General features: G+C 72.6%; 23 protein-coding genes. 5 read left to right on the top strand and 18 right to left on the bottom strand.

What is annotated here, in order from left to right:
- Window positions 1–50: 50 nt before the first annotated feature.
- Complete coding sequence (locus ACIA3K_RS09380; protein ID WP_396800130.1) at window positions 51–962, top strand: A/G-specific adenine glycosylase; 912 nt, start codon at window positions 51–53, stop codon at window positions 960–962.
- Between the two features lie 249 nt (window positions 963–1211).
- On the opposite strand, the gene ACIA3K_RS09385 is transcribed toward ACIA3K_RS09380, so the two are convergent.
- From ACIA3K_RS09385 to lysS, 3 genes are all read right to left on the bottom strand, one after another.
- Window positions 1212–3761, bottom strand: a complete 2550-nt coding sequence (locus ACIA3K_RS09385; protein ID WP_179781273.1) for an ATP-dependent Clp protease ATP-binding subunit — start codon at window positions 3759–3761, stop codon at window positions 1212–1214.
- Window positions 3762–4261: 500 nt separating this feature from the next.
- Window positions 4262–4606, bottom strand: a complete 345-nt coding sequence (locus tag ACIA3K_RS09390) for an Lsr2 family protein (RefSeq protein ID WP_355051005.1) — start codon at window positions 4604–4606, stop codon at window positions 4262–4264.
- Window positions 4607–4718: 112 nt separating this feature from the next.
- Window positions 4719–6227 (bottom strand): lysine--tRNA ligase, encoded by a 1509-nt coding sequence (gene lysS / locus ACIA3K_RS09395; protein WP_396800132.1) that lies wholly within the window; start codon window positions 6225–6227, stop codon window positions 4719–4721.
- 88 nt (window positions 6228–6315) lie between these two features.
- Here lysS and ACIA3K_RS09400 point away from each other — a divergent pair, with 88 nt between their 5' ends.
- A complete protein-coding gene (locus ACIA3K_RS09400; RefSeq protein WP_396800133.1) occupies window positions 6316–7056 on the top strand; it encodes a class I SAM-dependent methyltransferase in 741 nt (246 codons plus the stop codon).
- Between the two features lie 5 nt (window positions 7057–7061).
- Here the strand turns inward: ACIA3K_RS09400 and ACIA3K_RS09405 are convergent, their stop codons facing one another.
- The 7 genes from ACIA3K_RS09405 to ACIA3K_RS09435 all read right to left on the bottom strand — a co-directional run bounded on the left by ACIA3K_RS09405 (window position 7062) and on the right by ACIA3K_RS09435 (window position 13787).
- Window positions 7062–7820 carry a type III pantothenate kinase gene (locus tag ACIA3K_RS09405; protein WP_396800134.1) on the bottom strand — a complete coding sequence of 253 codons (759 nt, stop codon included), beginning with the start codon at window positions 7818–7820 and terminating at the stop codon, window positions 7062–7064.
- Window positions 7821–7837: 17 nt separating this feature from the next.
- The gene (nadC, locus tag ACIA3K_RS09410) at window positions 7838–8734 is read right to left on the bottom strand and encodes a carboxylating nicotinate-nucleotide diphosphorylase (protein ID WP_396800136.1); all 897 of its coding nucleotides are present in this window, start codon (window positions 8732–8734) and stop codon (window positions 7838–7840) included.
- The gene (locus tag ACIA3K_RS09415) at window positions 8731–10425 is read right to left on the bottom strand and encodes an L-aspartate oxidase (protein ID WP_396800137.1); all 1695 of its coding nucleotides are present in this window, start codon (window positions 10423–10425) and stop codon (window positions 8731–8733) included. The genes nadC and ACIA3K_RS09415 overlap by 4 nt, the downstream gene beginning before the upstream one ends.
- 78 nt (window positions 10426–10503) lie before the next feature.
- A complete protein-coding gene (locus ACIA3K_RS09420; RefSeq protein WP_396800139.1) occupies window positions 10504–11400 on the bottom strand; it encodes a septum formation family protein in 897 nt (298 codons plus the stop codon).
- Window positions 11401–11496: 96 nt separating this feature from the next.
- Window positions 11497–11925: an aspartate 1-decarboxylase gene (panD, locus tag ACIA3K_RS09425; protein ID WP_355051012.1), complete on the bottom strand. Its 429-nt coding sequence runs from the start codon at window positions 11923–11925 to the stop codon at window positions 11497–11499.
- Window positions 11926–11967: 42 nt separating this feature from the next.
- Window positions 11968–12816 carry a pantoate--beta-alanine ligase gene (gene panC / locus ACIA3K_RS09430; protein WP_396800140.1) on the bottom strand — a complete coding sequence of 283 codons (849 nt, stop codon included), beginning with the start codon at window positions 12814–12816 and terminating at the stop codon, window positions 11968–11970.
- On the bottom strand, window positions 12813–13787 hold the full coding sequence (locus ACIA3K_RS09435) for a Rossmann-like and DUF2520 domain-containing protein (protein ID WP_396800141.1): 975 nt from the start codon (window positions 13785–13787) through the stop codon (window positions 12813–12815). Before ACIA3K_RS09435 ends, panC begins: the two co-directional genes overlap by 4 nt.
- A gap of 250 nt (window positions 13788–14037) precedes the next feature.
- On the opposite strand from ACIA3K_RS09435, the gene ACIA3K_RS09440 reads away from it, so the two are divergent.
- Together ACIA3K_RS09440 and ACIA3K_RS09445 are read left to right on the top strand one after the other, a co-directional pair.
- Window positions 14038–15402 carry an SAM-dependent methyltransferase gene (locus ACIA3K_RS09440; protein WP_396800143.1) on the top strand — a complete coding sequence of 455 codons (1365 nt, stop codon included), beginning with the start codon at window positions 14038–14040 and terminating at the stop codon, window positions 15400–15402.
- A complete protein-coding gene (locus tag ACIA3K_RS09445; protein ID WP_396800144.1) occupies window positions 15399–16586 on the top strand; it encodes an NADH-quinone oxidoreductase subunit D in 1188 nt (395 codons plus the stop codon). The genes ACIA3K_RS09440 and ACIA3K_RS09445 overlap by 4 nt, the downstream gene beginning before the upstream one ends.
- Before the next feature lie 6 nt (window positions 16587–16592).
- On the opposite strand, the gene ACIA3K_RS09450 is transcribed toward ACIA3K_RS09445, so the two are convergent.
- The 4 genes from ACIA3K_RS09450 to ACIA3K_RS09465 form a co-directional block, all read right to left on the bottom strand.
- Window positions 16593–18404, bottom strand: a complete 1812-nt coding sequence (locus ACIA3K_RS09450) for a hypothetical protein (protein WP_396800145.1) — start codon at window positions 18402–18404, stop codon at window positions 16593–16595.
- A gap of 107 nt (window positions 18405–18511) precedes the next feature.
- Complete coding sequence (locus ACIA3K_RS09455; protein WP_396800146.1) at window positions 18512–19516, bottom strand: glycine betaine ABC transporter substrate-binding protein; 1005 nt, start codon at window positions 19514–19516, stop codon at window positions 18512–18514.
- Window positions 19517–19737: 221 nt separating this feature from the next.
- Window positions 19738–20475, bottom strand: a complete 738-nt coding sequence (locus ACIA3K_RS09460; protein WP_396800148.1) for an ABC transporter permease — start codon at window positions 20473–20475, stop codon at window positions 19738–19740.
- On the bottom strand, window positions 20472–21158 hold the full coding sequence (locus ACIA3K_RS09465) for an ABC transporter permease (protein ID WP_357132758.1): 687 nt from the start codon (window positions 21156–21158) through the stop codon (window positions 20472–20474). The genes ACIA3K_RS09460 and ACIA3K_RS09465 overlap by 4 nt, the downstream gene beginning before the upstream one ends.
- 2 nt (window positions 21159–21160) lie before the next feature.
- Between ACIA3K_RS09465 and ACIA3K_RS09470 the strand changes: the two genes are divergently transcribed.
- Complete coding sequence (locus tag ACIA3K_RS09470) at window positions 21161–22156, top strand: ABC transporter ATP-binding protein (protein WP_396800149.1); 996 nt, start codon at window positions 21161–21163, stop codon at window positions 22154–22156.
- A 95-nt stretch (window positions 22157–22251) separates the two neighbouring features.
- Here ACIA3K_RS09470 and ACIA3K_RS09475 read toward each other — a convergent pair whose 3' ends face one another.
- The 4 genes from ACIA3K_RS09475 to ACIA3K_RS09490 form a co-directional block, all read right to left on the bottom strand.
- Entirely contained in the window at window positions 22252–22752 is a 501-nt protein-coding gene (locus tag ACIA3K_RS09475) for a hypothetical protein (protein ID WP_396800150.1), read from the bottom strand.
- Between the two features lie 56 nt (window positions 22753–22808).
- The gene (locus ACIA3K_RS09480) at window positions 22809–23117 is read right to left on the bottom strand and encodes a hypothetical protein (protein WP_355052488.1); all 309 of its coding nucleotides are present in this window, start codon (window positions 23115–23117) and stop codon (window positions 22809–22811) included.
- Between the two features lie 52 nt (window positions 23118–23169).
- Window positions 23170–24384 carry an ABC transporter permease gene (locus ACIA3K_RS09485; RefSeq protein ID WP_396800153.1) on the bottom strand — a complete coding sequence of 405 codons (1215 nt, stop codon included), beginning with the start codon at window positions 24382–24384 and terminating at the stop codon, window positions 23170–23172.
- Window positions 24385–24502: 118 nt separating this feature from the next.
- Window positions 24503–25033, bottom strand: coding sequence for a DUF3180 domain-containing protein (locus tag ACIA3K_RS09490; protein ID WP_355052490.1), 531 nt, complete (start codon window positions 25031–25033; stop codon window positions 24503–24505).
- Between the last annotated feature and the right edge of the window lie 5 nt (window positions 25034–25038).

Here is a 25038-nt window from a genome sequence, read left to right on the forward strand (position 1 = left end):
GGAGCCGCCCAACCAGCGGGACCGGACCGCGTGACATCATCGACGACGCCATGACTCAACCCGATTTCGCCGCACTGGTCAGCCGATGGTTCCAGCAGCACGCCCGTGACCTGCCGTGGCGGGAACCCGACGTGACCCCGTGGGCCATCCTGGTCAGCGAGGTCATGCTCCAGCAGACGCCCGTGGTCCGGGTGGTGCCGGCCTGGCACGCCTGGCTGGCCCGCTGGCCCGACCCGGCGGCGCTGGCGACGGACACCCCGGCCGAGGCGATCCGGATGTGGGGGCGGCTCGGCTACCCGCGCCGGGCGGTCCGGCTGCGGGAGTGCGCGGTGGCCATCGTGGACCGGCACGGCGGCCAGGTGCCCGACCGGCTGGAACAGCTACTGGCGCTGCCCGGCGTGGGCACGTACACGGCACGCGCGGTGGCCGCGTTCGCGTTCGGGCAACGACACCCGGTGGTCGACACCAACGTCCGACGGGTGGTCTGTCGAGCCGTAGCCGGTGAGCCGGACGCCGGGCCGGTCACCCGCCCGGCCGACCTGGTCGCCACCGAGGAGCTGCTGCCCCCGGAGCCGGCCGCCGCCGCACTGGCCAGCGCCGCCTTCATGGAGCTGGGCGCGGTGCTCTGCACGGCCCGCGCACCGCGCTGCACCGCCTGCCCGGTCGAGTCGGTCTGCGCCTGGCGGGCCTCCGGGCAGCCGCCACCGACCGGCCCCACCCGTCGCCCCCAGCGGTACGCGGGCACCGACCGACAGGTACGCGGACTGCTGCTCGGGGTGCTCCGGGAGACCACCGGGCCGGTCCCGCACCAGCGCCTCGACCAGGTGTGGACCGACGACGTGCAGCGCGCCCGCGCACTGGCCGGCCTGGTGCAGGACGGACTCGTGGAGCCGGTCGGCGCCGACTCGTTCCGGCTCGCCGGCGACGGCCCGTCGACCCCCACCGCCAAACTGACCACCTGACCAACCCGCCCCCGCACTCAGCCTCCACCGGCAGTCACCCTCGGGGCGGGCGCGGTGCCCCACCCTCCTGCGCGTCCTTTGGTGGTGTTGTGGGCGGTCCGGCCGCCCTCGGCGGCACGCCGGACGGCCGGGCGTACCTCCCCGGCGATGAACGCGCGGCGTCGAGTTGAGGGGCGGTGCGCAGAAAGGAGCGGGGCCCCGGTGGCTTACGCCGCCGGAGCCCCGCCTCTTGTGCTGCTGTGCTGCTGGTTATGCCACCTCGTCCGTCGCCGCTGCCGCGGTGCCGGCGGCGGTGCCCCCGAGGTCGGCCGGAACGGCGTCCGGAACCTCGACCGGCTTCTCCGCACCCCGGAAGACGAGCTTGGACTTGTCGATGTCGTTCGGGTCGCCCTCGCAGTCCACCACCACGATCTGACCGGGGGTCAGCTCGTTGAACAGGATCCGCTCGGAGAGGTTGTCCTCGATGTCGCGCTGGATCGTGCGACGAAGCGGACGGGCACCGAGCACCGGGTCGAAGCCCTTCGCCGCCAGGTACTTCTTGGCGTTGTCGGTCAGCTCCAGACCCATGTCCTTGTTGCGCAGCTGGCCCTCGATCCGCTGGATCATGATGTCCACGATCGAGAGGATCTCGGTCTGGCGCAGCTGGTGGAAGACGATGGTGTCGTCGATCCGGTTGAGGAACTCAGGCCGGAAGTGCTGCTTGAGCTCGTCGTTGACCTTCTGCTTCATCCGGTCGTAGTTGGACTCGGAGTCCTCCGACTGCTGGAAGCCCAGCGACACCGCCTTGGCGACGTCACGGGTGCCCAGGTTGGTGGTCAGGATGATGACCGTGTTCTTGAAGTCCACGATCCGGCCCTGACCGTCGGTGAGCCGACCGTCCTCCAGGATCTGCAGGAGCGTGTTGAACACGTCCGGGTGGGCCTTCTCGATCTCGTCGAACAGGACCACCGAGAACGGACGACGACGCACCTTCTCGGTCAGCTGCCCGCCCTCGTCGTAGCCGACGTAGCCGGGAGGGGCACCCACGAGCCGCGACACGGTGTACCGGTCGTGGAACTCGGACATGTCCAGCTGGATGAGGGCGTCCTCGCTGCCGAAGAGGAACTCGGCGAGCGCCTTGGACAGCTCGGTCTTACCGACACCGGACGGACCGGCGAAGATGAACGAGCCGGACGGGCGCTTCGGGTCCTTCAGGCCGGCCCGGGTACGCCGGATCGCCTTCGAGACCGCCTTGACCGCGTCCTCCTGGCCGATGACGCGCTTGTGCAGCTCGTCCTCCATGCGCAGCAGGCGCGAGGTCTCCTCCTCGGTCAGCTTGTAGACCGGGATACCGGTCCAGTTGCCGAGCACCTCGGCGATCTGCTCGTCGTCGACCTCGCTGACGACGTCCAGGTCACCGGCCTTCCACTCCTTCTCCCGCTGCGCCTTCTGACCGAGGAGCTGCTTCTCCTTGTCGCGCAGCTGGGCGGCGCGCTCGAAGTCCTGCGCGTCGATCGCGGACTCCTTGTCGCGGCGCACCTGGGCGATGCGCTCGTCGAAGTCACGCAGGTCTGGCGGCGCGGTCATCCGGCGGATGCGCATCCGGGCGCCGGCCTCGTCGATCAGGTCGATCGCCTTGTCCGGAAGGAAGCGGTCCGAGATGTAACGGTCGGCCAGCGTCGCGGCGGCCACGAGGGCGGCGTCGGTGATGCTCACGCGGTGGTGCGCCTCGTAACGGTCCCGCAGGCCCTTGAGGATCTCGATGGTGTGCGCCAGCGACGGCTCACCCACCTGGATCGGCTGGAACCGGCGCTCGAGAGCGGCGTCCTTCTCCAGGTGCTTGCGGTACTCGTCGAGCGTGGTGGCACCGATGGTCTGCAGCTCACCACGGGCCAGCATCGGCTTGAGGATGCTGGCGGCGTCGATCGCGCCCTCGGCTGCACCCGCACCCACCAGGGTGTGGATCTCGTCGATGAACAGGATGATGTCGCCGCGCGTGCGGATCTCCTTGAGCACCTTCTTGAGGCGCTCCTCGAAGTCACCGCGGTAGCGGGAACCCGCGACCAGCGCACCCAGGTCGAGCGTGTAGAGCTGCTTGTCCTTCAGAGTCTCGGGCACCTCGCCCTTGATGATCTTCTGGGAAAGCCCCTCCACCACGGCGGTCTTACCGACGCCGGGCTCACCGATCAGGACCGGGTTGTTCTTGGTACGGCGGGAGAGCACCTGCATGACCCGCTCGATTTCCTTCTCGCGCCCGATGACCGGGTCGAGCTTGCCCTCGCGGGCGGCCTGGGTCAGGTTGCGGCCGAACTGGTCCAGCACGAGGCTGGTCGACGGCGCGGCCTCACCCGGCGCGGCACCCGCCGCGGCGGGCTCCTTGCCCTGGTAGCCGGAGAGGAGCTGGATCACCTGCTGGCGGACCCGGTTGAGGTCGGCGCCGAGCTTGACCAGCACCTGGGCGGCGACGCCCTCGCCCTCACGGATCAGCCCGAGCAGGATGTGCTCGGTGCCGATGTAGTTGTGGCCGAGCTGCAGCGCCTCGCGCAGCGACAGCTCCAGCACCTTCTTGGCCCGCGGCGTGAACGGGATGTGCCCGCTCGGCGCCTGCTGGCCCTGGCCGATGATCTCCTCGACCTGCTGGCGGACGCCCTCCAGGGAGATGCCGAGGCTCTCCAGGGCCTTTGCCGCGACGCCTTCACCTTCGTGGATCAGGCCCAGCAGGATGTGTTCCGTACCGATGTAGTTGTGGTTGAGCATCCGGGCCTCTTCTTGGGCCAGGACGACAACCCGTCGCGCTCGGTCGGTGAACCGCTCGAACATGCCCTCGTGCTCCTCACGTGCCGTGCGCCTTGATGGTCAAGATCTTGGCGGGGCCGGTGCACGAACGTCCGGGACGGGCGTCCGTGCCTCCTTACTCTATCGTCGCTGACCGACTCAGCTGAGGTCGTGTCTCTCCGGTCCGGGTCGGTTCCACGTCGTTTTGCACAACCGTCCGCGCTCAGGAGGTGTTCCGGTACCCCTGTCGCTACGCGTAGAGCGAAATCCGGTCGGCCACGGAGAAGCCCTCCGCCGCCTCCGGAGAGGCCCAGAAGGGCCCGCAGAGGCCCGGCGGGGGGTCGCGACGATCATCCACAGGTTGTGGAAAACTTCTCCACCGCCTGTGGACAACGTCGCCCGGTCCGCTCGACATTCCCGCCGCGACCGGCCACCGCACGCGGCCCCGACGGCGTGCAAAGACGGCGACGCCGGCCCGGAGAGTGCTCCGGCCCGGCGTCGGTGTCGCCCCGCGGTGGCCGTCGCCACCGCTGCGCTGAACGAGATCAGCGCTTGGCGTGGAACTCGTCGACGATCTCCTGCGGAATACGACCGCGGTCCGAGATGTCCTTGCCGGCCTTCTTGGCCCAGTCCCGGATCGCCTTGTTCTGCTCCCGGTCGGCGGTGGCGCCACCGCGACCGCGGGCGGCCCGCCCACCGATCACCACGCCACCGCGACCAACCTTGGTGCCGGCTCCAACGTACGGCGCGAATACGTCGCGCAATTTCGCGGCGTTGGCGCCGGACAGGTCGATCTCGTACTGAACGCCGTCGAGCGCGAACTTGACGGTCTCGTCCGCGTCCCCGCCGTCCAGGTCATCGACCAGCTTGTGAATGATCTGCTTGGCCACGTCCCACATTCCTTTCGAGCAGGGCGCTCCTGCTAATGAGAGCACAATAACCCCCGTGCTGCTCGCCCCGTCAATAGGATGCCGTTACGACTCGCTGGGAGTCGGCGGACGACTACTCCGGGCGGACCAACGGGAAGAGGATCGTTTCCCGAATTCCGAGGCCGGTGAGGGCCATCAACAGGCGGTCGATTCCCATTCCCATACCCCCGGCGGGAGGCATTCCATACTCCATGGCCCGGAGAAAGTCCTCGTCGAGACGCATCGCCTCGTCGTCGCCGCGGGCCGCGAGCTGCGCCTGGGCGACCAGCCGTTCCCGCTGCACCACGGGGTCGACCAGCTCGGAGTACCCGGTGCCCAGCTCGAAACCGAGGACGTAGAGGTCCCACTTCTCGGCGAGTCCCGGCTCACTGCGGTGCCCCCGGGTGAGCGGGCTCGTCTCCTCCGGGTAGTCGCGCACGAAGGTGGGCGCCTGCAGGCCGGGAACGACCAGTTCCTCGAACAGCTCCTCGGCCAGCTTGCCCGGGCCCCACTTCGGGTCCACGGCCAATCCCACCTTGTCCGCGTACTCGACCAGCCGAGCGCGTTCGGTACGGACCGTGACCTCCTCGCCGAGCGCCTCGGAAAGGACCCCGAACAGGGACACCGATCGCCACTCGCCGCCCAGGTCGAACTCCCGCCCGTCGGCGTGGGTCACCACCGTCGAGCCGCTCACCGCGATCGCCGCCTGTTGCACGAGATTGCGGGTCAACTCGCCGATCGTGTCGTAGTCGCCGTACGCCTGGTAGGTCTCCAGCATCGCGAACTCCGGCGAGTGCGAAGAGTCGACACCCTCATTACGGAAGTTGCGGTTGATCTCGAAGACGCGATCCACGCCACCAACGACGGCGCGCTTCAAAAACAGTTCCGGAGCGATTCGAAGATACAGATCGGTGCTCAACGCATTGCTGTGGGTCACGAACGGTCGGGCCGTCGCACCCCCATGCAGGAGTTGCAGCATCGGAGTTTCCACCTCGATGAAACCCTGACCGTGCAGTGAATCGCGCAGGCTCCGTACCGCCGCCGCGCGGGTACGGACCATCTGCCGGGCCTGGGGGCGGACGATCAGGTCCACGTAGCGCTGCCGGACCCGCGCCTCCTCGGAGAGCGGCTTGTGCGCCACCGGCAACGGCCGCAGCGCCTTGGCGGTCATCTCCCAGCGCTGTGCCAGCACCGACAGCTCGCCCCGGCGGCTGGTGATCACCTCGCCGGTCACGCCGACGTGGTCACCCAGGTCGACGAGGCGCTTCCAGGCCTCCAGCCGCTCCGCGCCGACCCGGTCGAGGGAGAGCATGGCCTGCAACTCCGTGCCGTCGCCGTCCCGCAGGGTCGCGAAGCAGAGCTTCCCCGTGTTGCGTACGAAGATCACCCGGCCGGTGACCGAGACCTCGTCGCCGGTGGCGGTGTCGGTGGGCAGCTCGGCGTAGCGGGCACGGACGTCGGCCAGCGTGGTGGTCCGCGGGAAGCCGACCGGGTAGGGCTCGACGCCCTCGGCGAGCATCCGGTCCCGCTTCTCCCGGCGGACCTTCATCTGCTCGGGAAGGTCGTCGGCGGGGTCCACTGGCACGGCGTTCTGCTCGCTCACGGCACGCTTCCTCGTCACGGGAGATACAGGGGTCAGGCCCGAGCGTACTCAAGCGCTCCGGAGGCTGTTACGGGATAACCTGCCCGACATGGTCGATCACACTCACGCCCTGTCCTTCGGTGCCGCGGCGAGCGATTACGACCGGTTCCGGCCCACCTATCCCGCCACGGCGCTCCGGTGGGCCCTCGACGGCCTGGGCGACGGCGGGCAGGTCGTCGACCTGGGCGCCGGCACGGGCATCCTGACGCGCGCCGTGCAGGCGCTGGGCTTCCACGTCGTACCCGTGGAGCCTGATCCGGGGATGCGGACGCAACTCGCGGTCTCCACGCCGGGCACGACGGCGCTGGCGGGCAGCGCAGAGGCCGTGCCGCTGCCCGATGGCGTGGCGGACGCGGTGCTGGTCGGGACGGCGTACCACTGGTTCGACCGGGAGCCCGCGCACGCCGAGATCGCCCGGGTGCTGCGCCCCGGCGGCATCTTCGCCCCCATCTGGAACATCCGGGACGACAGCGTCGAATGGGTGGCAGAGCTGGGCAGGATCGCCCACCTCGACGACAAGTCGGCCGAGCTGGTCCAGAACAACACCGACTTCGGACCCGGGTTCACGGCCGTCGAGGCGCGCGAGTTCGGGCACCGCACTGTCCTCACCCCGGACGAGGTGCTGGGCATGATCCGCACCCGTTCGTACTGGCTCACCGCCTCGGCCGACGATCAGCGGCGGGTCGCGCGCGAGCTCGCCGACCTGCTGGACACCCACCCCGCCCTGGCCGGCCGGGAAACCGTCGAGCTGCCGTACCGGACGTTGGTCCTGCGCGCCCGACGCCGCTGACCCCGTCAGAGGTTGCGCTCGTAGACCATCCGCAGGCCGATCAGCGTGATCATCGGCTCGTGGTGGGTGAGGCTGCGACATTCGTTCATCACCAGGGAGGCGAGGCCGCCGGTGGCGATCACCGCCCGCACCTCGCCCAACTCCTCGGTCATCCGCTCGACGATCCGGTCCACCTGCCCGGCGAAGCCGAAGTACAGGCCGGACTGGAGGCACTCCACGGTGTTCTTGCCGATCACCGATCGGGGTTTGGTGGCCTCGACCTTGCGCAGCTGGGCGGCGCGGGCCGCGAGCGCGTCGAAGGAGATCTCGATGCCCGGGGCGAACGCCCCACCGAGGAACTCGCCCCGACCGCTGATCACGTCGAAGTTGGTGGTGGTGCCGAAGTCCACGACGATCGACGGCCCGCCGTAGAGCGTGTACGCGGCCAGGGTGTTCACCACCCGGTCGGCGCCCACCTCCTTCGGGTTGTCGATCGCCAACTGCACCCCGGTGCGCACGCCCGGCTCGACGATGACGCTCGGCAGATCGGCGTAGTAGCGGCTGAGCATGGTCCGCAACGAGCGCAGCGCCGCGGGCACCGTGGAGCAGGCGGCCACCCCGGTGATCTCGACGTTGTCCCCGGCGAGCAGGCCCCGGAACATCAGGCCCAGCTCGTCCGCCGTCGAACGGGCATCGGTCTTGATCCGCCAGGAGTGCACCAGCTTGTCGCCCTCGAAGGTCGCCAGCACGGTGTTGGTGTTTCCGATGTCGATGCAGAGCAGCACGCTCGAAGCCTAGACAACTAGTTCGTGCGCAGGTCCAGCGCGATGTCCAGGATCGGCGACGAGTGCGTCAACGCGCCCACCGAGAGGAAGTCGACGCCGGTCGCCGCGTAGCGGGCCGCCACCTCCAGGGTCAGCCCTCCGGTGGCCTCCAGCTCCGCCCGGTCGCCCACCGCGGCCACCGCCTCGGCCAGCAACTCCGGAGTCATGTTGTCGCAGAGCAGGAAGTCGGCCCCCGCCTCCACCGCCTCCACGGCCTCGGCGACGGTGGTCACCTCGACCTGCACCGGCACCTCCGGGAACGACTCCCGGACCCGCCGGTACGCCGCCGTGATGCCCCCGGCTGCCAGCTTGTGGTTGTCCTTGATCATGGCCACGTCGTAGAGGCCCATCCGCTTGTTGGTGCCGCCGCCGGCCCGCACCGCGTACTTCTCCAGCGCCCGCAGGCCCGGCGTCGTCTTGCGGGTGTCCAGCACCATCGCCTTCGTGCCGGCCAGCGCGTCCGCCCAGGCCCGGGTGTGGGTGGCCACCCCGGACATCCGGCAGAGCAGGTTCAGCGCCGTCCGCTCGGCCGTGAGCAGCAACCGGGTCGGGCCGGCCACCGTCGCCAGCACGTCGCCGCGGGCCACCCGCTCGCCGTCGCGGGCCGACAACGACACCTCGACGGTACGACCGAAGCCCGTCACCTCGCCCACCAGCTCGAACACGGCGGCAGCCACCGCCAGCCCGGCCACCACGCCGTCCGCGCGGGCCACCAGGTCGGCGGTGTCGGTCTGCTCGGCCGGGATGGTCGCCACGCTTGTGACGTCCAGGAAGTCCGGCCCCAGATCCTCGACCAACGCGGTCTCGACCACTCGTCGTACCTGTTCCGGGTCCAGTCCGGCCGCCCGCAGCGCCACCCGAGTCGACTCGATCATGAATTTGCCTCCCACTGCTGCGTCACCGCGCCCTGCGCCCCGACCGACCCGACGAGGTGGCCCCGCCACCGTTCGTCGGCCGTCGGGAAGTCCTCCCGCCAGTGGCACCCCCGCGTCTCGGCGCGCGCGTACGCCGCCGCGACGAGCGTCGACGCCACCGTGAGCAGGTTCGTCGCCTCCCAGTCGGCGGTCCGGGGTCGACCCCGCGCCGCGCCCAGCTCCGTGAGCGCCGCAGCCGTACCGGCCAGCGTCGCGGCCGAGCGCAGCACCCCCGCGCCACGCGTCATCGCCCGCTGCAACGTCGGCGTCGCCTCGGCCGGCACCACCCAGCCCGCACCCCCGCGCCACGCGCCGACGTCCGCCGGCTGCGCCTGCTCGGGCAGGCCGGCCGCGATGTCGTCGGCGATCCGCCGGGAGAACACCAGCCCCTCCAGCAGCGAGTTGCTGGCCAACCGGTTCGCGCCGTGCACGCCCGTACAGGCGACCTCGCCGCAGGCGTACAGACCGGGGATCGACGTGCGGCCCCGCAGGTCGGTGCGGACCCCGCCGGAGGCGTAGTGGGCGGCCGGGGCGACCGGGATGAGGTCGGTGGCCGGGTCCACGCCGATCGCCAGGCAGGACGCCACGATGGTCGGGAAGCGCGCGGCCAGGAAGTCGCCGCCGAGGTGCCGGGCGTCGAGGAAGACATGGTCCGCGCCGCTGGCCAGCAGCACGCGGTGGATGCCCTTGGCCACCACGTCCCGGGGGGCCAGCTCGGCCAGCTCGTGCTGGCCCACCATGAACCGCTTGCCGTCGCCGTCCACCAGGTACGCGCCCTCGCCGCGCAGCGCCTCGCTGACGAGCGGCTGCTGCGCGTGCCCGGCACCGGGCACCCCGACGCCGGAGGGGGTGATCAACGCGGTCGGATGGAACTGCACGAACTCGACGTCGGTCACCGCCGCGCCGGCCCGCAGCGCCAGCGCCACCCCGTCGCCCGTGGAGACCGCCGGGTTGGTGGTGGCCGCGAAGACCTGCCCCATCCCGCCGGTGGCCAGCACCACCGCCCGGGCGAGCAACGCGCCCACGCCGTCCTCGCTGCCCTCACCGAGCACGTGCAGGGTGATCCCGCAGGCCGGGCCGAGGCCGTCCGGGCCGTCGCCGGGCGCGCGCAGCAGGTCCAGCACGAGGGCGTGCTCGACCAGCCGGATCCACGGGTCGCGTTGCACCGCGGCGTGCAGGGCCCGCTGCACCTCCGCGCCCGTCGCGTCGCCGCCCGCGTGCACGATCCGGTCCGCCCGGTGCCCACCCTCACGGGTCAACATCAGCGAGCCGTCCGGATGGCGGTCGAACTCGGCGCCGATCCGCATCAGCTCCCGCAGCCGGGTCGGCCCCTCCTCCACGAGCACCCGTACGGCCGCCGGGTCGCAGAGCCCCACACCGGCGATCTCGGTGTCCCGCGCGTGCGCCGCCGGCGTGTCCGCCGGGTCGAGCACCGCCGCGATGCCGCCCTGCGCCCACCGGGTCGAGCCGTCATCGATATTGACCTTGGTGACGACGGTGACGTGCAGGCCCGCCTCCCGCAGGTGCAGCGCGGCGGTCAGCCCCGCCACCCCGGACCCGACCACGATCACGTCGGTGGTCTCCACCCAGCCGGGCTCGGGCGCGGCCAGCAGTCTGGGCAGGGCCGGCAGGTCGACGGTCGGAAGGTCCATCCCATCAGTCAACCCGAACGATCCTCGCCCGGGGCGGCGGGGGCTCAACGAGTGGTTTGGGCTACCCCGTCCGGCCGCTCACTTCGTCCGCACCGGCAGGCCGGCCGGGCCCACGCCCTTCAACGACGCGGTGACCGTACGGTCGCTCAACCACAGGTAGCAGCGGACCCCCCGGTCACCGACGCGCCAGCGCCCCGCGCCCGGCGGACGCACCACCACGCCGCTGCGGAACCGCAGGTCGGAGTCGTCCGGCACGCTCACGTAACGCCCGAGGACGCTGCGGCAGCCGGTGTAGAGGGGCGCCCAGTCGGCGTTCTTGGCCGGGTACGGCTTGTCCGGCGCGCGCCACACCCCGACGAACTCGGCGTCGTGGCGGCCGGCGCAGTCCACCGGGACCAGCGTCTGCACGTCCCGGCCCGCCCCGCCCCGGGTCTGCTGACAGCCCAGCCGCAGCCCGCTGTTGCCCTTCAACGCGTTCCGCAGGCTGCCGGAGCGGACCACCACCTTCGCCGCCGTCTCGACCGTGGTCAACTCGGTGACGTCGCACCGGTACCAGCGGGCGCCGGCCGTCCAACCCGGCCCGGAGGGCAGCGCCACCGACAGCCGCAGACGCCCGGCCCGCCAGTCGTCGCCCACGTACGCGGAGGCCCGGGTGTCGCACTCGGCGAACGCGCCGCGCAACTCCACCGAGCCGGTGGCCGGCGCGGCGGGCCGTTCGGTGGGGAACGCACCCACGTGCACGGTCTCCACCCGGTGCGGGCCGGCGCAGTCGATCGGCTGGTAGGCGGCCAGCGTGACCACCTCGACGAAGTCGGCGGCCTGGCACACCCCAACCGCCGGCGTGAACGCCGTGGCCGGCGGCAGCGCCGCCCAGTCGTCGGTGAGGTCGCCGTCGAGCCCACCGGAGGTGGCACAGCCCACCAGCAGCACTGCCGTGACGGCAGTGGCGAACAGGGTCGTCATGGCACGGCGCATCGCGGCCTCCCCCAGCCACCTACCGGCTTCCGCCAGCGTGCCCAGGGTAACCGGAAATGACCTTCCGGTGACAGACCGGAATCTCCGCGCGCGAGATCAGACTCCGGACACCGCGAACGGGTTGGGTACCGGGTCACCCGCCGTGCCCGGCGCTGCCGTCGCCGGATCGACGCCCAGCTCGACCACCCGGTTGTCGGCGTCCACGTGCACCACCCGCGGCCGGTACGACCGGGCCTCGGCGTCGTCCATCTGCGCGTACGAGATCAGGATGACCAGGTCACCGGGGTGTACGAGGTGCGCGGCAGCACCGTTGATGCCGATCACGCCGCTGCCCCGCGCACCCGGGATGACGTACGTCTCCAGTCGTGCGCCGTTCGTGATGTCCACGATCGCGACCTGCTCGCCGGGAAGCAGGTCGGCGGCGTCGAGCAGGTCCTCGTCCACCGTCACCGAACCGACGTAGTGCAGGTCGGCCTGGGTCACCGTGGCGCGGTGGATCTTCGACTTGAGCATGGTCCGCAGCATCGGACTGGCCTTTCGGAAAGGGTGGTGGGGGTACGGCCGAGGTCAGGGACGAGGAGCGAGGTGGATCGCCGCGTTGTCGATCAACCGGGTGCTGCCCACCCAGGCGGCGATCACCAGGCGGGCCGGCCCGGACACCGGCCCGGGCTCCAGCTCGGGATCGGTGAGCACCAGGTAGTCGAGCTGAGCCCCGGGCGTACCGGCGCCGAACGCGGCGTGCGCGGCGGCCAGCACCTCGCCCGCGTCCAGGCCGTCGTCGGCGGCCCGGGCCCCCGCCCGCAGCGCGGCGGAGAGGCTGAGCGCCGCCGCACGCTCGGGCTCGCTCAGGTAGCGGTTGCGGCTGGACAGCGCCAGCCCGTCCGGCTCCCGGACCGTCGGTACGCCGATCACCTCGACCGGGACGTCCAGGTCCCGGGTCATCCGCCGGACCAGGGTGAGCTGCTGGTAGTCCTTCTCGCCGAAGAACGCCAGGTGGGGGCGCGTGAGTTGGAGCAGCTTGAGGACCACCGTGAGGACGCCGTGGAAGAAGCCGGGACGGCTCGCGCCCTCCAACTCGGCGCCGAGCGGCCCGGGGTCCAGCCGCACCCGGGGCTGGCCGTCCGGATACATGTCCGCCACCGAGGGGGCGAAGACCAGGTCGGCGCCGGCCCGCCGGCACACCTCCAGGTCGGCGTCGAGCGTGCGGGGATAGCGGTCGAAGTCCTCGTTCGGCCCGAACTGCAACGGGTTCACGAAGATCGTCACCAGGACGTGGTCGGCCTGTTCCCGGGCCGCGCGCAGCAGCGTCTCGTGCCCCTCGTGCAGGGCGCCCATGGTCATCACCACGCCGACGGTGCCCTTCAGCGCGCCCCGGGCCTCGTCCAGCTCGGCACGGGTGTGCACCACCTGCGTCATGCCGCCACCTCCCGATCCGTCCCGGCGAGCACCCCGAGCAGCGACTGCGCGTCCACCGGTCGTAGCCGGCCGGCAGCGATCGCCCGGTCGGCCGTACGCCGGGCCAGCGCCAGGTAAGCGGGGACCGACTCCGGCGCGGTGGCGGTCAGCCGGGCCAGGTGCCGCTCGACCGTGCCCGCGTCGCCCCGGGACACCGGGCCGGTCAGCGCGTCGTCGCCGAGGCGTAGCGCGTTCTCCAGAGCGGCCCGCAGCAGCGGGGCGAGCACCTTCTCCGGACGGGCCACCCCGGCGTCACGCAGCCGGTCGGTCGCCTCGTTCACCAGGGTCACCAGGTGGTTCGCACCGTGCGCGAGCGCGGCGTGGTAGAGCGGGCGGTCCGCCTCGGCCACCCACTCAGGGACGCCGCCCAGGTCGGTGACGAGCCGGGCGGCCAGCGGACGCAGGTCAGCCGGGGCCGTGACCCCGTACGAGATTCCGTCGAGGCGGGCCAGGTCGTCCGGCGTACCGGTGAAGGTCATGGCGGGGTGCAGAGCCAGTGGCCGGACGCCGAGCGCGGCGGCCGGCGCCAGCACGGCCAGACCGTGCGCGCCGGAGGTGTGCGCGACCACCTGACCCGGGTGCAGGGCGCCACGCTGAGCGAGATCGGTGACCACCTCGGCCAGCGCGTCGTCCGGCACGGCGATCACCAGCAGGTCGGCGGCGACGCGGGCGACGGAGGTGACCGGGCGGCGGGGCACGTCGGGCAGCAGCAGCGCGAGGCGGGCGCGACTGGCCCCGGATTCACCGGCGACGGCGGCCACGTGGTGCCCGGCGGCGGCGAGCGCCGCGCCCAGCACGGCCCCGACGCGGCCCGCGCCGACGACACCGACGGTGAGTGGGCGGAAGGTGGCGCGGGCGCCGGTGTCGGCGCGATCCCACGACCCGGCAGGCCCGTGTGGGGCGGCCGGACGCGGGCGCAACGGTGCGCTCATGACGACGATCCAGTCCTCGAGAAGGGGTACCGGTCGATCGCAAGTATGCGCCCGGCTCGCCGAACCGGGACAAGCATGTGTGAAAACCTTCACCACTCCCCGGGCACCGCCGGCCTGATCGCCGACCTCGACGAGGGGCACTACTTCCGGGCGTAACCCCGCAGGGCCGCCTGACGGGGATCCGAGGCCGGCACCGGACCGGTGGCCGTAGGGTCGGCACGGTGACGCCCTCCGCACTTCGCACCCGCTGATGCCGATCCCGTGGCGGGACGCGATGAGCCAGGCCCTCTACGGGCCGGACGGCTTCTTCGTGGCCGGCACCGGACCGGCCGACCACTTCCGGACCAGCGTGCACGCCTCCCCCGCGTTCGCCACCGCGCTGCTGCGCCTCCTCACGCAGGTCGACTCCGCCCTCGGCCATCCACCGAGGCTGGACGTGGTCGACGTCGGTGCCGGACGGGGGGAACTGCTGATGTCCCTACGCCGCCTTCTCGGGCCCGCCGAGTCCGCCGGGGTTGCGGTCGGGGTTTCCGGGGAGCCCGCCGACTCCGCCGGGGTTGCGGTCGGGGTTTCCGGGGAGCCCACCCACTCCGGGCGGTCAGGCTTGATCCCTGCGTGGGCGGGCTCCCCGGAAACCCTGACTCCTGCGGCCGCCGTCCGTCTGTCACCCGACGAGCCGGCGCCCGACGAGCCGTCGTTGGTCGCCGTCCGTCCGTCGCTGGCGGAGCGAGTCCGCTTCACCGCAGTCGAGTACGCCGACCGGCCGGAGAACCTGCCCAAGGAGATCCACTGGACCACCGAGATCCCCGACGGCATCACCGGACTGCTGCTGGCGACCGAGTGGCTGGACAACGTTCCGCTCGACGTGGCGGTGCACGCCGACGATGGCTGGCGGTACGTGCTGGTCGAACCCTCGACCGGTGTAGAGACGGTTGGTGAGCCGCTCGCCGCCGCTGATCTTGAGTGGCTGGCCACCTGGTGGCCCGGCCCCGCGAGCCCCCGCAGCGCGGACCGTGCCGTGACCGGTGGTTCGACCTCGGCCGACGCGACAAGCGGAAGTCAGTCGGGTTTCGGGGCAGCCCGGCCGGCGCAGGGATCAAGCCTGACCGCCCGGAGCCGGCCGGGCTGCCCCGAACCCCACAGCAGTGACTACCGACGCGCCGAGATCGGCCGAAGCAGAGATGCGGCATGGGCCGATGCGGTGCGACGGATTTGCCGAGGGTTGGCGGTGGCGGTCGACTATGGGCATCTGCGGGAGGGGCGGCCGGTGGACGGGACGTTGACCGGTTACCGAGGTGGGCGGCAGGTGCCTCCGGTGCCGGACGGGTCGAGCGATGTCACCGCGCACGTGGCCATGGACTCGGTCGCCTCCGCTGGCGCAGCGGTCGCCCGGTGTGCGTACTCCCTGGTCTCTCAGCGGGAGGCGCTGCGGGCGCTCGGGGCCGACGGCGGCCGACCGCCGCTCAGCCTGGCCGGCACCGACCCGGCCGGCTACGTGCGGGCGCTGGCCGCGGCGTCGGCGGTGGCCGAGCTGACCGATTCGGCCGGGCTCGGCGGGCACTGGTGGCTGCGCCAACCGGTCGGCATCGGGCTACCGCCGGCCGTGGCACGATGACGGGCATGAGCACCGACGCCGGGGACCTCCGCGAACTGACCGTCGGCACCGGGGCCGGGCTGGTCGCCGGCACCGGCGGTCAGCAGCTCGGCACCGACATGGTGCTCAACATCGGCCCGCAGCACCCGTCGACGCACGGCGTGCTGCGACTGAAGCTCGTGCTCGACGGCGAACGGGTGGTCGCCTGCGAACCGATCGTCGGCTACATGCACCGGGGCGCGGAGAAGCTCTTCGAGGTACGCGACTACCGGCAGATCATCGTTTTGGCCAACCGGCACGACTGGCTGTCGGCGTTCTCCAACGAGCTGGGCGTGGTGCTCGCCGTGGAGCGCCTGATGGGCATGGAGGTGCCCGAGCGGGCGACCTGGCTGCGGATGGCTCTCGCGGAGCTGAACCGGGTGCTCAACCACCTGATGTTCCTCGGCTCGTACCCGCTGGAGATCGGCGCGATCACCCCGGTCTTCTACGCGTTCCGGGAACGGGAGACCATCCAGGCGGTGATGGAGGAGGTCTCCGGGGGCCGGATCCACTACATGTTCAACCGGGTGGGCGGCCTCAAGGAAGAGGTTCCGTACGGCTGGACCGGGCGGGCACGTGCGGCCATCGGCGAGGTCCGTCGGCGGCTGCCCGACCTGGACCACCTGATCCGGCGCAACGAGATCTTCCTGGCCCGCACCGTGGGAGTGGGCGTGCTGTCCGCCGCCGACGCCGCCGCGTTCGGCGCGTCCGGCCCGGTGGCCCGCGCCTCCGGCCTCGACCTGGACCTGCGCCGCGACGACCCCTACCTGGCGTACGACGAGCTGAACGTGCCGGTGGTCACCAAGACCGCCGGGGACTGCCACGCCCGCTTCGAGGTGCTGCTCGACCAGGTGTACGCGTCGCTGGACCTCGCCGAGCAGTGCCTGGATCGGGTGGACCGGCTCACCGGGCCGATCAACACCCGCCTGCCGAAGGTGCTCAAGGCGCCGGAGGGCCACACCTACGCCTGGACCGAGAACCCGCTCGGCATCAACGGCTACTACCTCGTGTCCCGGGGTGAGAAGACGCCGTGGCGGTTGAAGTTGCGCACCGCGTCGTACGCCAACGTGCAGGCGTTGGCAACCCTGCTGCCCGGCTGCCTCGTACCGGACCTGATCGCCATCCTCGGCTCGATGTTCTTCGTCGTCGGCGACATCGACAAGTGACCGGGATCAGCGCCAGCGGTCGGTGATCGGGGCGCCGCCGGCGCGGGGCGCGTCGTCCTGCGGCGGGTAGCCGTACCGTTCCTCGACCCGGCGGCGACCACCTCGCTCGGGGGCGGGTTCCGGCTCGTGGCCGCGCTGACGCGGCGGACGCCACTCGTCCGGTACGGCCACGCCACCGACCGGCAACGCCGGCCGACGTTCGTCCTGCCGGCGCGGATCCTCCTGCCAGCGGGCGTCCTCGTGGCGACGCGGGTCCTCGTGGCGGCGCGGGTCCTCGTGGCGGCGGGCGTCGTCCTGCCGGCGGGCGTCGTCCTGCCGGCGGGCGTCTTCGTGGCGGACGGACGCCCAACGGTCCGCCATCCGGTACTCGGTGCCCGTGGCGTCGGCGTGCACCTCGGCCCGGCGTTCCCCGACGTGCAGCTCACGGCCCTTGTCGTCGTCGCGGACGGCCGCCCAACGGTCGCCGGCCCGCAGCTGGGACCAGTACTCGCCGGTGTCGTCCGCGCGCAGGGCGGGACCGGGCTGCGGGGCACCGGCGCGCTCCGGCTCGGCCTGCTCCGACCAGCCACGGCGCTGCGAACGACCGTCCCACGCGGACCCGTCGGCCGGCGCGTACGCGTCGCGCTGGTCGGTCCACTCCGGCTCGTCGCCGCGAGCCGCCCTGCGGGGCTCCTCGTCGCCACGCTCGGGTCCGCCCCATCCCGAACCGTCGCGGGGGCCCACCGGGGCCGACTCCCCCCGAGAGGCGTGCTGCGTACCCCAGGACCGGTCATCGGCGCGGCGCTCGCGGTCGTCGTCGGCGTACGCGGACCGGGGCTCCTGCGCGTCGTCCCAGGAACGGGCACGCCCCGGGGTGCCGCCGCCCCGGGTCCATTCCTGGGCCGGCGGGGTCCACTGGCCGCCGTACCCAGCGCCGTAGCGCCCACCCGACTCGGCGGGACCGCCGTCGACGACGGTGTGCCGGGTCGTGACGTGCACGGTCTCGGTGTGCCGGACCACGCCGACCGGCCGGTGCGCCGACTCCGGGCGCTCGCGCTCACGCGGGCGGTCGTACTCGCGCGGAGGGTCGTACTCCCGCGCCCGGTCGTGCTCCGGCGGGCGCCCAGCGGCGCCGTAGACGCTGCCGGCGGTGGGCTCCGGAGCGTCTACGGCGCGGTGGCGGTACGCCGGTTCGTCGTCGGCACGGTCGTCGCGCCCCCAGCGACCGGCCGCCTCGTCCGGTGCCGGCACCCGCACCCGGGGGGCGTCCTCCCCCGTGGCCGGCCCCGGAACCCGACCGGCGGCCTCGACCGGCGCCGGCACCCGCACCCGGGCGGCCGGGATGTCGCCGGGCACCGGTACCCGGCTGCGGGCGGGTGGGGTGTCGTCCACCGGTTCGACGGATGGCACACGGGCCCGGCTGGCCACCGCCGGCTCGGCGGCCGGGGCGCCGCCAGCGAGGGCCGCACCGGTGGCGTCGAGGCGGCGACGGACCGCGGCGATCCCCTCCTGGGCGCGCTGCGCCTGGTCGAGCGCCTGGTTACCGCGCTGCGCGGCGGCCACGATCTCGGCGCGCAACTCCCGGCGCAACTCCTCGATCTCCTCCAGCAGCTCGTCGGCCCGCGCCGACGCGCCGTCCCCGTCGGGGCGCAGCGCGATGGAGAGGCCGATCAGGACCACTGCCACGATGGCGAGCACCGCCGCGAGACGCAGCGGACCGTTACCGTCAGCCACCAGGAGAATCAACGCCGCGACGGGCGCCAGAGCCACGCCGCCCCAGAAGAGCACGGTCAGCAGAAGCGGTTGACGCCGGGCGTCGGAGGTGACCGGGGCTGGCATGGAAGAGCAGCCTACCGACGATCCGCACCGGAGGGAACGGTTCCCGGACGCACGGACGCCCCCGCCCCTGCGGGGCGAGGGCGTCCGTCACACGCCGTAGCAGAGCGTCAGCTCGTGGCGAACGCGCTGTCCGAGGAGAAGACCAGACCCACACTGATCTTGCCCTCACGCAGACCGTTCTTGGTCAGCGGTCCACCCTGGTCCAGGGAGGAGAACGAGCCCACCGACAGGCCGTAGGTCTTCTCCAGGCCCGGCTTGCAGAACGGCCGCTGCTGGCACTCCGGCGGGCCGCCCAGCACGGTGGCGCTGCCGGAGCACTTCGAGGCCAGCTCGGAGAGGGTCCGTACGCCGTACTTGTCGGCGAACTCCTGGGTCACCGCGAAGGCGTTCTGGTCCTGCGCGGCGGCCGGGGCACCGAAGGTGATGCCCACCTTGTCGCCCTCGGCCTTGAGCGCGGTCACCGTGGTGTTGATGTCGGGCGAGGAGACGGGCTTGGGGTTCTGGCCGTTGGCCTTGGTGTTGAGGAACTCGGCCATTGTCGACGCGTACTCCGGGACGACCTGGACCTCGCCCTTCTCCAACGCCGGCTCGTACAGCTCGCGGTTGCCGATCTGCTGCACCTTGACCTGGTAGCCGGCGCCGGTGAGCGCGATGCGGTACAGCTCGCCCAGGATCTGGCTCTCGCTGAAGTTGGCGGCGCCGACCACGATCTCGCCACCCGGGCCCTTGGCGATGCCCGCGGTGAGGTTGTTGGCGCTGGCGAACTCCTCGGCCGCGACCTTGGGGGTCTTGCGGTCGACGTCGACCGCCTTGTTGAGCTGGACCAGCTTCGGCGTGTCGAGCGTCGCGGAGACCTTGTCGAGCGCGGCGATCAGCTGTGGGTTGGCCACCTTGCTGTTGATCGCCGGGATGACGTTGTCGGAGTTCTGGAGCTTCTTGTCGTCGGTCAGCGCGATGAGCTGCTTGCCGGCGACCGGTGCGCACCCGGCACCCGAGGCGCTGGTCTGGGGAGCGTCGGTGCCGGACGAGCCGGCGTCGCCACACCCGGTGAGAAGTGCTGCCCCGGCCACGACGCCGACGGCGCCGATCGCGAGACGTGTACGTGCGCGCATATGTGCCGCCCGCCTTCCGTGTCCCGGCGCGACCCGTCCCGGGCCGGCCGCGTGTCCGACGGGCGATCCTGGTTGTCGGCCGCCCGCAATTCCCACCCAACATGGTCCGCGACCGACCGACAACTCGGGATGGGCTTCGTCACCGCATCGTCACCGACCGGCCCGCCGCTGGTCGCCGGTTCGGCGTCCACTCACCCGGACGGAGCACGCGCGGTGACCGTTCAGGCGCGGCCGGTGGCGTCGGCGGGTCGTGGACGGCCCGTACGCTGCCGGCCCCGGCGCAACGGACGCGGGGTGACCACGCGTTCCACGATCCCGAGCAGCAGCTCGGCCAGCAACGCCAGCCCGGCCACCAGCACACCGCCAGCCACGATCTGCCCACCGCCGACGGCGATGCTCAGACCGAACCCGGTGCGGATGATCTCGCCGAGCCCGCCGCCGTTGACGAACGAGGCCAGCGCCGCCGTGGCGATGACCTGCACGGCCGCGGTCCGGAAACCGGCGGCCAGGTACGGCACCGCCAACGGCAGCTCCACCCGCCGCAGCAACTGCCCGCCGGACAGGCCCATCCCCCGGGCCGCGTCGCGCGCCTCCGGGTCCACCTGGCGTACGCCGGTGTAGGCGTTGGCCAACAGCGGCGGTACGGCGAAGACGGCGAGCGCCACCACCACCGGCGTACGCCCGAACCCGAGGAACGTCAGCGGCAGGATGGTCAGCAGCGCCAGGGTGGGGATGGCCAGGGTGGCGTTGGACACGAGCACCACCAGGCCGCCGCCCCGACCGGCGTGCCCGAGCCAGAGCCCGACCGGCCAGGCCACCAGGCAGCCGAGCGCCACCGCCAGGGCGGAGATCGTCAGGTGCTCGCCGAGGCGATCCAGGATGCCGCCGGGGTTGGTCCAGTTCAGCGGGTCGTTGAGCCAGAGCACCCCCTGCTGCAGGGGGTTCGCGGCGGCGCTCACCGGACGCCCCGGGCGGCCCAGGGGGTGACCAGTCGGCCGACGAGAACCAGCAGCAGGTCCAGCAGCACCGCCAACGCCACGCAGAGCACCGTCCCGGTCATGATCTCGGCCTTGTAGAGGTTGTTCTGGAAGCCCGCGAAGATCAGTTGCCCGAGGCCGCCGTGCCCGACCAGCACCCCGACCGTGACCAGCGCGACGGTCGACACGGTGGCCAGCCGCAGCCCGGTCAGGATGCCGGGGATGGCCAGCGGAAGGTCGATCCGGAACAGCCGCCGCCACCGGCCGTAGCCCATGCCCTCGGCGGCCTCGCCGACCTCCGGCGGCACCTGGTTGAGCCCCGCCACCACGTTGCGGACGATCAGCAGCAGCGCGTACAGGACCAGCCCGACAAGTACGGTGGTGGCGCCGGTCCCCAGGTACGGCGCGATGAAGGCGAACAACGCCAGCGACGGAATGGTGTAGATCACTCCGGTGACGCCGAGGATCGGGCCGGCCAACGGGCGGAACCAGTACGCGAGCACGGACAACGGCAGGGCGATGAGCACCGCGATCAGCACCGCGCGCCCGGTGAGGGAGGCGTGTTCGCGCACGGCGGCGAGGATCGTGTCAGAGTTGTCCCGCACGTACTGCCAGGAGAACCAGGGGTTACCCGGGTCGGCCCGGTAGCTCAGGCGGAAGGACATACGTGGACGTTACCCCGGAGGCCCCCGGCGCAGCCGAGTCCCCTCGCGCGGCGTCGATCTCCCTGCAGGGCATCCAGAAGCGCTATCCGAACGGCACCGAGGCCGTCAAGGAGCTGAGCCTGGACGTCAGGGCCGGCGAGTTGGTGGTGCTCATCGGCCCGTCCGGCTGCGGCAAGTCGACCGTACTCCGCATGATCAACCGCTTGATCGAGCCGACGGCCGGTCGGATCATGCTCGGCGACGAGGACGTGACGGACGCCGACCCGGTGCGGCTACGCCGCCGAATCGGCTACGTGATCCAGAACGTCGGCCTCTTTCCCCACCAGACGGTCCGGGCGAACGTGGCCACCGTCCCGGGCCTGCTCGGCTGGTCCCGTCAGCGGACCCGCGCCCGGGTCGACGAGCTGCTCGACCTGGTGGGACTGGACCCGAACCAGTTCGGCCGCCGGTATCCGCACGAGCTGTCGGGCGGTCAGCGGCAGCGGGTCGGCGTGGCCCGCGCGCTCGCCGCCGACCCGGTGGTGCTGCTGATGGACGAGCCGTTCTCGGCCGTGGACCCGATCGTCCGGGCCCGCCTGCAGGAGGAGTTCCTCCGCCTGCAGGCCGAGGTCCGCAAGACGATCGTCCTGGTCACCCACGACCTCGACGAGGCCGTCCGGCTCGGCGACCGGATCGCGGTGCTGTCCGAGGGCGGGCATCTCGAGCAGTACGACACGCCGGCCGCGCTGCTCGGCGCCCCCGCCACCGCGTTCGTCCGGGAGTTCGTCGGCGCCGACCGGGGCATCCGCCGGTTGGCGGTCACCCCGCTCGACCGGGAGTCCCTGGAGCCCGTGCCCGGCGACGCCCCCGCCGACCTGCCCACCGTGGGGCTAGACCGCACGGCGTACGACGCCCTGGCGGCACTGCTGACGTCGGGACAGGACCGGCTCCTGGTGACCGACGACGGTCGCCCGGTCGGCGCGCTCAGCCGTCAGAGCCTGCTCGGCCTGGGTCGCTAGCGGCCGGCCTAGGCGGCCTGGCTGAATCCGCTCGGGCTGGCGGCTAGGCCCGGCTGCCGGGCTGGCGGCTAGGCCCCGGTCTGCCGGGCTGGCGGCTAGGCCCGGCCGCCGAGGCTTGCGGTGCCGATGATCCAGCCGGTGAGGAAGCCGTAGCCGGCGCCGCTGCTCGCGTCCTGCAGCGCCTTCAGCAGCGACGGGTCCGGGCCGAGGAGCGCCGCCAGCACGGCGGCGAGCCCGCCGGCCAGCACGTACGCGGCCCAGCCGGAGAAGAACTGGCTGACCGGCCCGGGTACCCGGGCCACCTGCGCGGCGGGCAGCAGATAGAGCAGCGCCACCGCGAGGAGCACCAGCGCGACGGCCCGCAGGTCGGCGGCGAACAGGCCGCCGGCCTGCCCGTCCGCGTCCAGTCGCCAGGCCGGCCAAGCGAGCAGGCGCAGGTAGAAGCCGCCCGCCGAGCTCGGGTCGGTCAGTGTCGCGGCGGCCCAACCGGTGTACGCCGGGCTGCCACAGATGCCGACCAGCAGCAGTACGGCGAGCGCGCCGGTGCCGGCGGCCGTCCCGTAGCCGCTGACCGGGCCCGTACGGACGAATCCCATGATCCGCCCAGGGCTCCTGCCGGCCGGCCGGGTGGACCTGGGCTGCGTGGGGCGGCTCAGTGCTTCAACAGGTAGTCGATGAAGGCGGCCCGCAGCAGCGGCGCCGACTCCTCGTAGCCGTGCCCGGTCAACTCCCGCCACAGGGCGTTCGCCTCGTCGATGGTCGGGCCGATCGAGTTCGGCGCGCCGTCCAGCACCGTGGCCTCGTCCGCGTTCGGCAGGTGGCGCAGCACCGACCAGTAGAAGCCCACGTCGCGGCGCTCCCGGGCCAGGGCGAACGCCCGCTCCCGCAGCTCCTCCGTGGACAGCGCGTCGAGTTCCTCGAACGAGGTTCCGCCGGGGGCGGCGGCTGGTGTGTCGGTCATGCGGCGAGCCTAACGGTCGAGATCACCGCCGGCTCGGCGGACGCCACACGGCTCACCGGTCGCCGACATCCCAGCGCCGCGGGCCGTCCTCCCAGCGGGGATCCCGCCACGGGTCGGCCGGTTCCGGCGCGGGCGGCGTCGGCAGCGTGGGCGGCCAGTTGTCGGCCAACTGGGGCCGGGGCACGCTCCAACCCGAGCTGATCGTGCCGTCGCCGACGGGCTCGGGCTTCTCCACCACACCCGGCCGGGGCCGCCCGAACGTCTCGACCAGTCGGGTCGCCAACAGCCCGACACCGAGCGCCACCCCGCCCACCGCCCAGCGGCTCACCGACCAGTCGCGCTCCGGCGCGTACGCCTCGAAGACGGTGACCAGGCCGACCGCCAGCACCGTGCCGAACACGCCACCACGCCGGCCGTACGCGCTGGTGCCGCCGAGCAGGGACACACCGATGGCGAGGACGGTCCAGTCCAGCCCGGAGGTGGGCGTGACGACGCCGGGAGGGTTGGCGGCGAGCAAAACCCCGGCGAGCGCGGCCAGCACGGTGGAGCCGACGAGCGCCAGCGCGGTGACCACGGCGGCCAGCGTGCCCCGGCGCCGGGCCGGATCGGCGACCGGCCGGTACCGGCCCACCAACCGGCGGATCGCGCGGATCGCCCCGAACAGACCGCCGAGGACCGCGACGGCGGCGAACCCGGCGAAGAGGTAGCCGGCCGCACTCCTCGGGTCGTAGTCCCCCTGCACCAGCACCGGCGCAGACCGGCGTTCGATGTACACCACCACGCCGGCGGCGCCGGCCAGGCTCGCCGCCCACGCGGGCACCTGCAATGCCACCACGGCGAGCGCCAGCACGAGACCACCCACCGCGGCGACCACGACGGCCGACCCCACGGACGTGGCCAGGCCCCGGTCGCCCTGCTCCGCGTAGTGCAGCGCGGCGGCGACGGCCACCGGCCCGATGGCCAGGTTGGGGGCGGCGGTGCGCAGACTCAGCCCGGCGGCGAGAGCGAGCAGCCCCAGGCCGACCGCGTCGACCAGCAAGGTGCGCAGGTCCGCACCGCGCAGCGCGTCCGGGTCGGCCCGCCAGAGCAGCCAGCCCAGGGCAGCCAGACCGGCCAGCAGCAGGAACTCCCAGAACACGTGCACGCCGACGCGGTCGCGGCCCGGCTCGCCGTGGGTGGGATCGTCGAAGACGTTCTCCAGGACGGCGGCGGGAACCGCGGGCGTGGGGTCGACCGACCGCTCCCGGCCCGTGTCTTCGTACCCCATGGCACCGCCTCCCCAGTGGCCGGCCGCTTCCGTCCTGGCACACGGACGGACCGGGGCGGCCGTTGCTCTCCGATCGGAGGCACCGTACCCGCGGTGGGAGCCGGACGTAACCCCCTGCTCAGCGCTGGCCGGGGCGGCTCTCGCGCTGGTCCTGCTCGTGCTCGTCGTCCGGGCGCTCCGGGACGCGGCAGGAACGTTCCAACCACAGCGCGGCACCCACCAGCGCCAGCGACGCCAGCAACCCGCCTCCGGCGGCCGGCCGGTCCTCGGTGGCGGCGCGGGTGGTCTCCACGAAGAGCCACCCGCTGAGCCCGGCGTAGAAACCGGCGAAGATGGAGCCCGCCAGCGCCGACGCCTTGGCCAGCACCACGAACCGGGCGACCAGCAGCGGATTGACCGGATCCCGGCCGGGCTTCCGGTCGATGCGGCCGCGCGTGTTGACGGCCGCGTACGCCTCCAGCACCGCGAGCGCGGCCAGCGTCACCACCGGCAGCCACGGCAGGCGGGGGATGCCGGAGTAGTAGAACGCGCTGATCAGGAGCCAGGCCACCGCCGCCGCGGCCAGGGCCGCCACGACCAGCGTCGAGATCCGGGTGGGGCCCATCCGCGACCCGTCGGGGCCCGGCGGTGGGGACTTCGCCTGACTCATGTCTG

This window comes from Micromonospora sp. NPDC051543 (assembly GCF_044454415.1).
In the GTDB taxonomy this organism is placed as follows: Bacteria; Actinomycetota; Actinomycetes; order Mycobacteriales; family Micromonosporaceae; genus Micromonospora.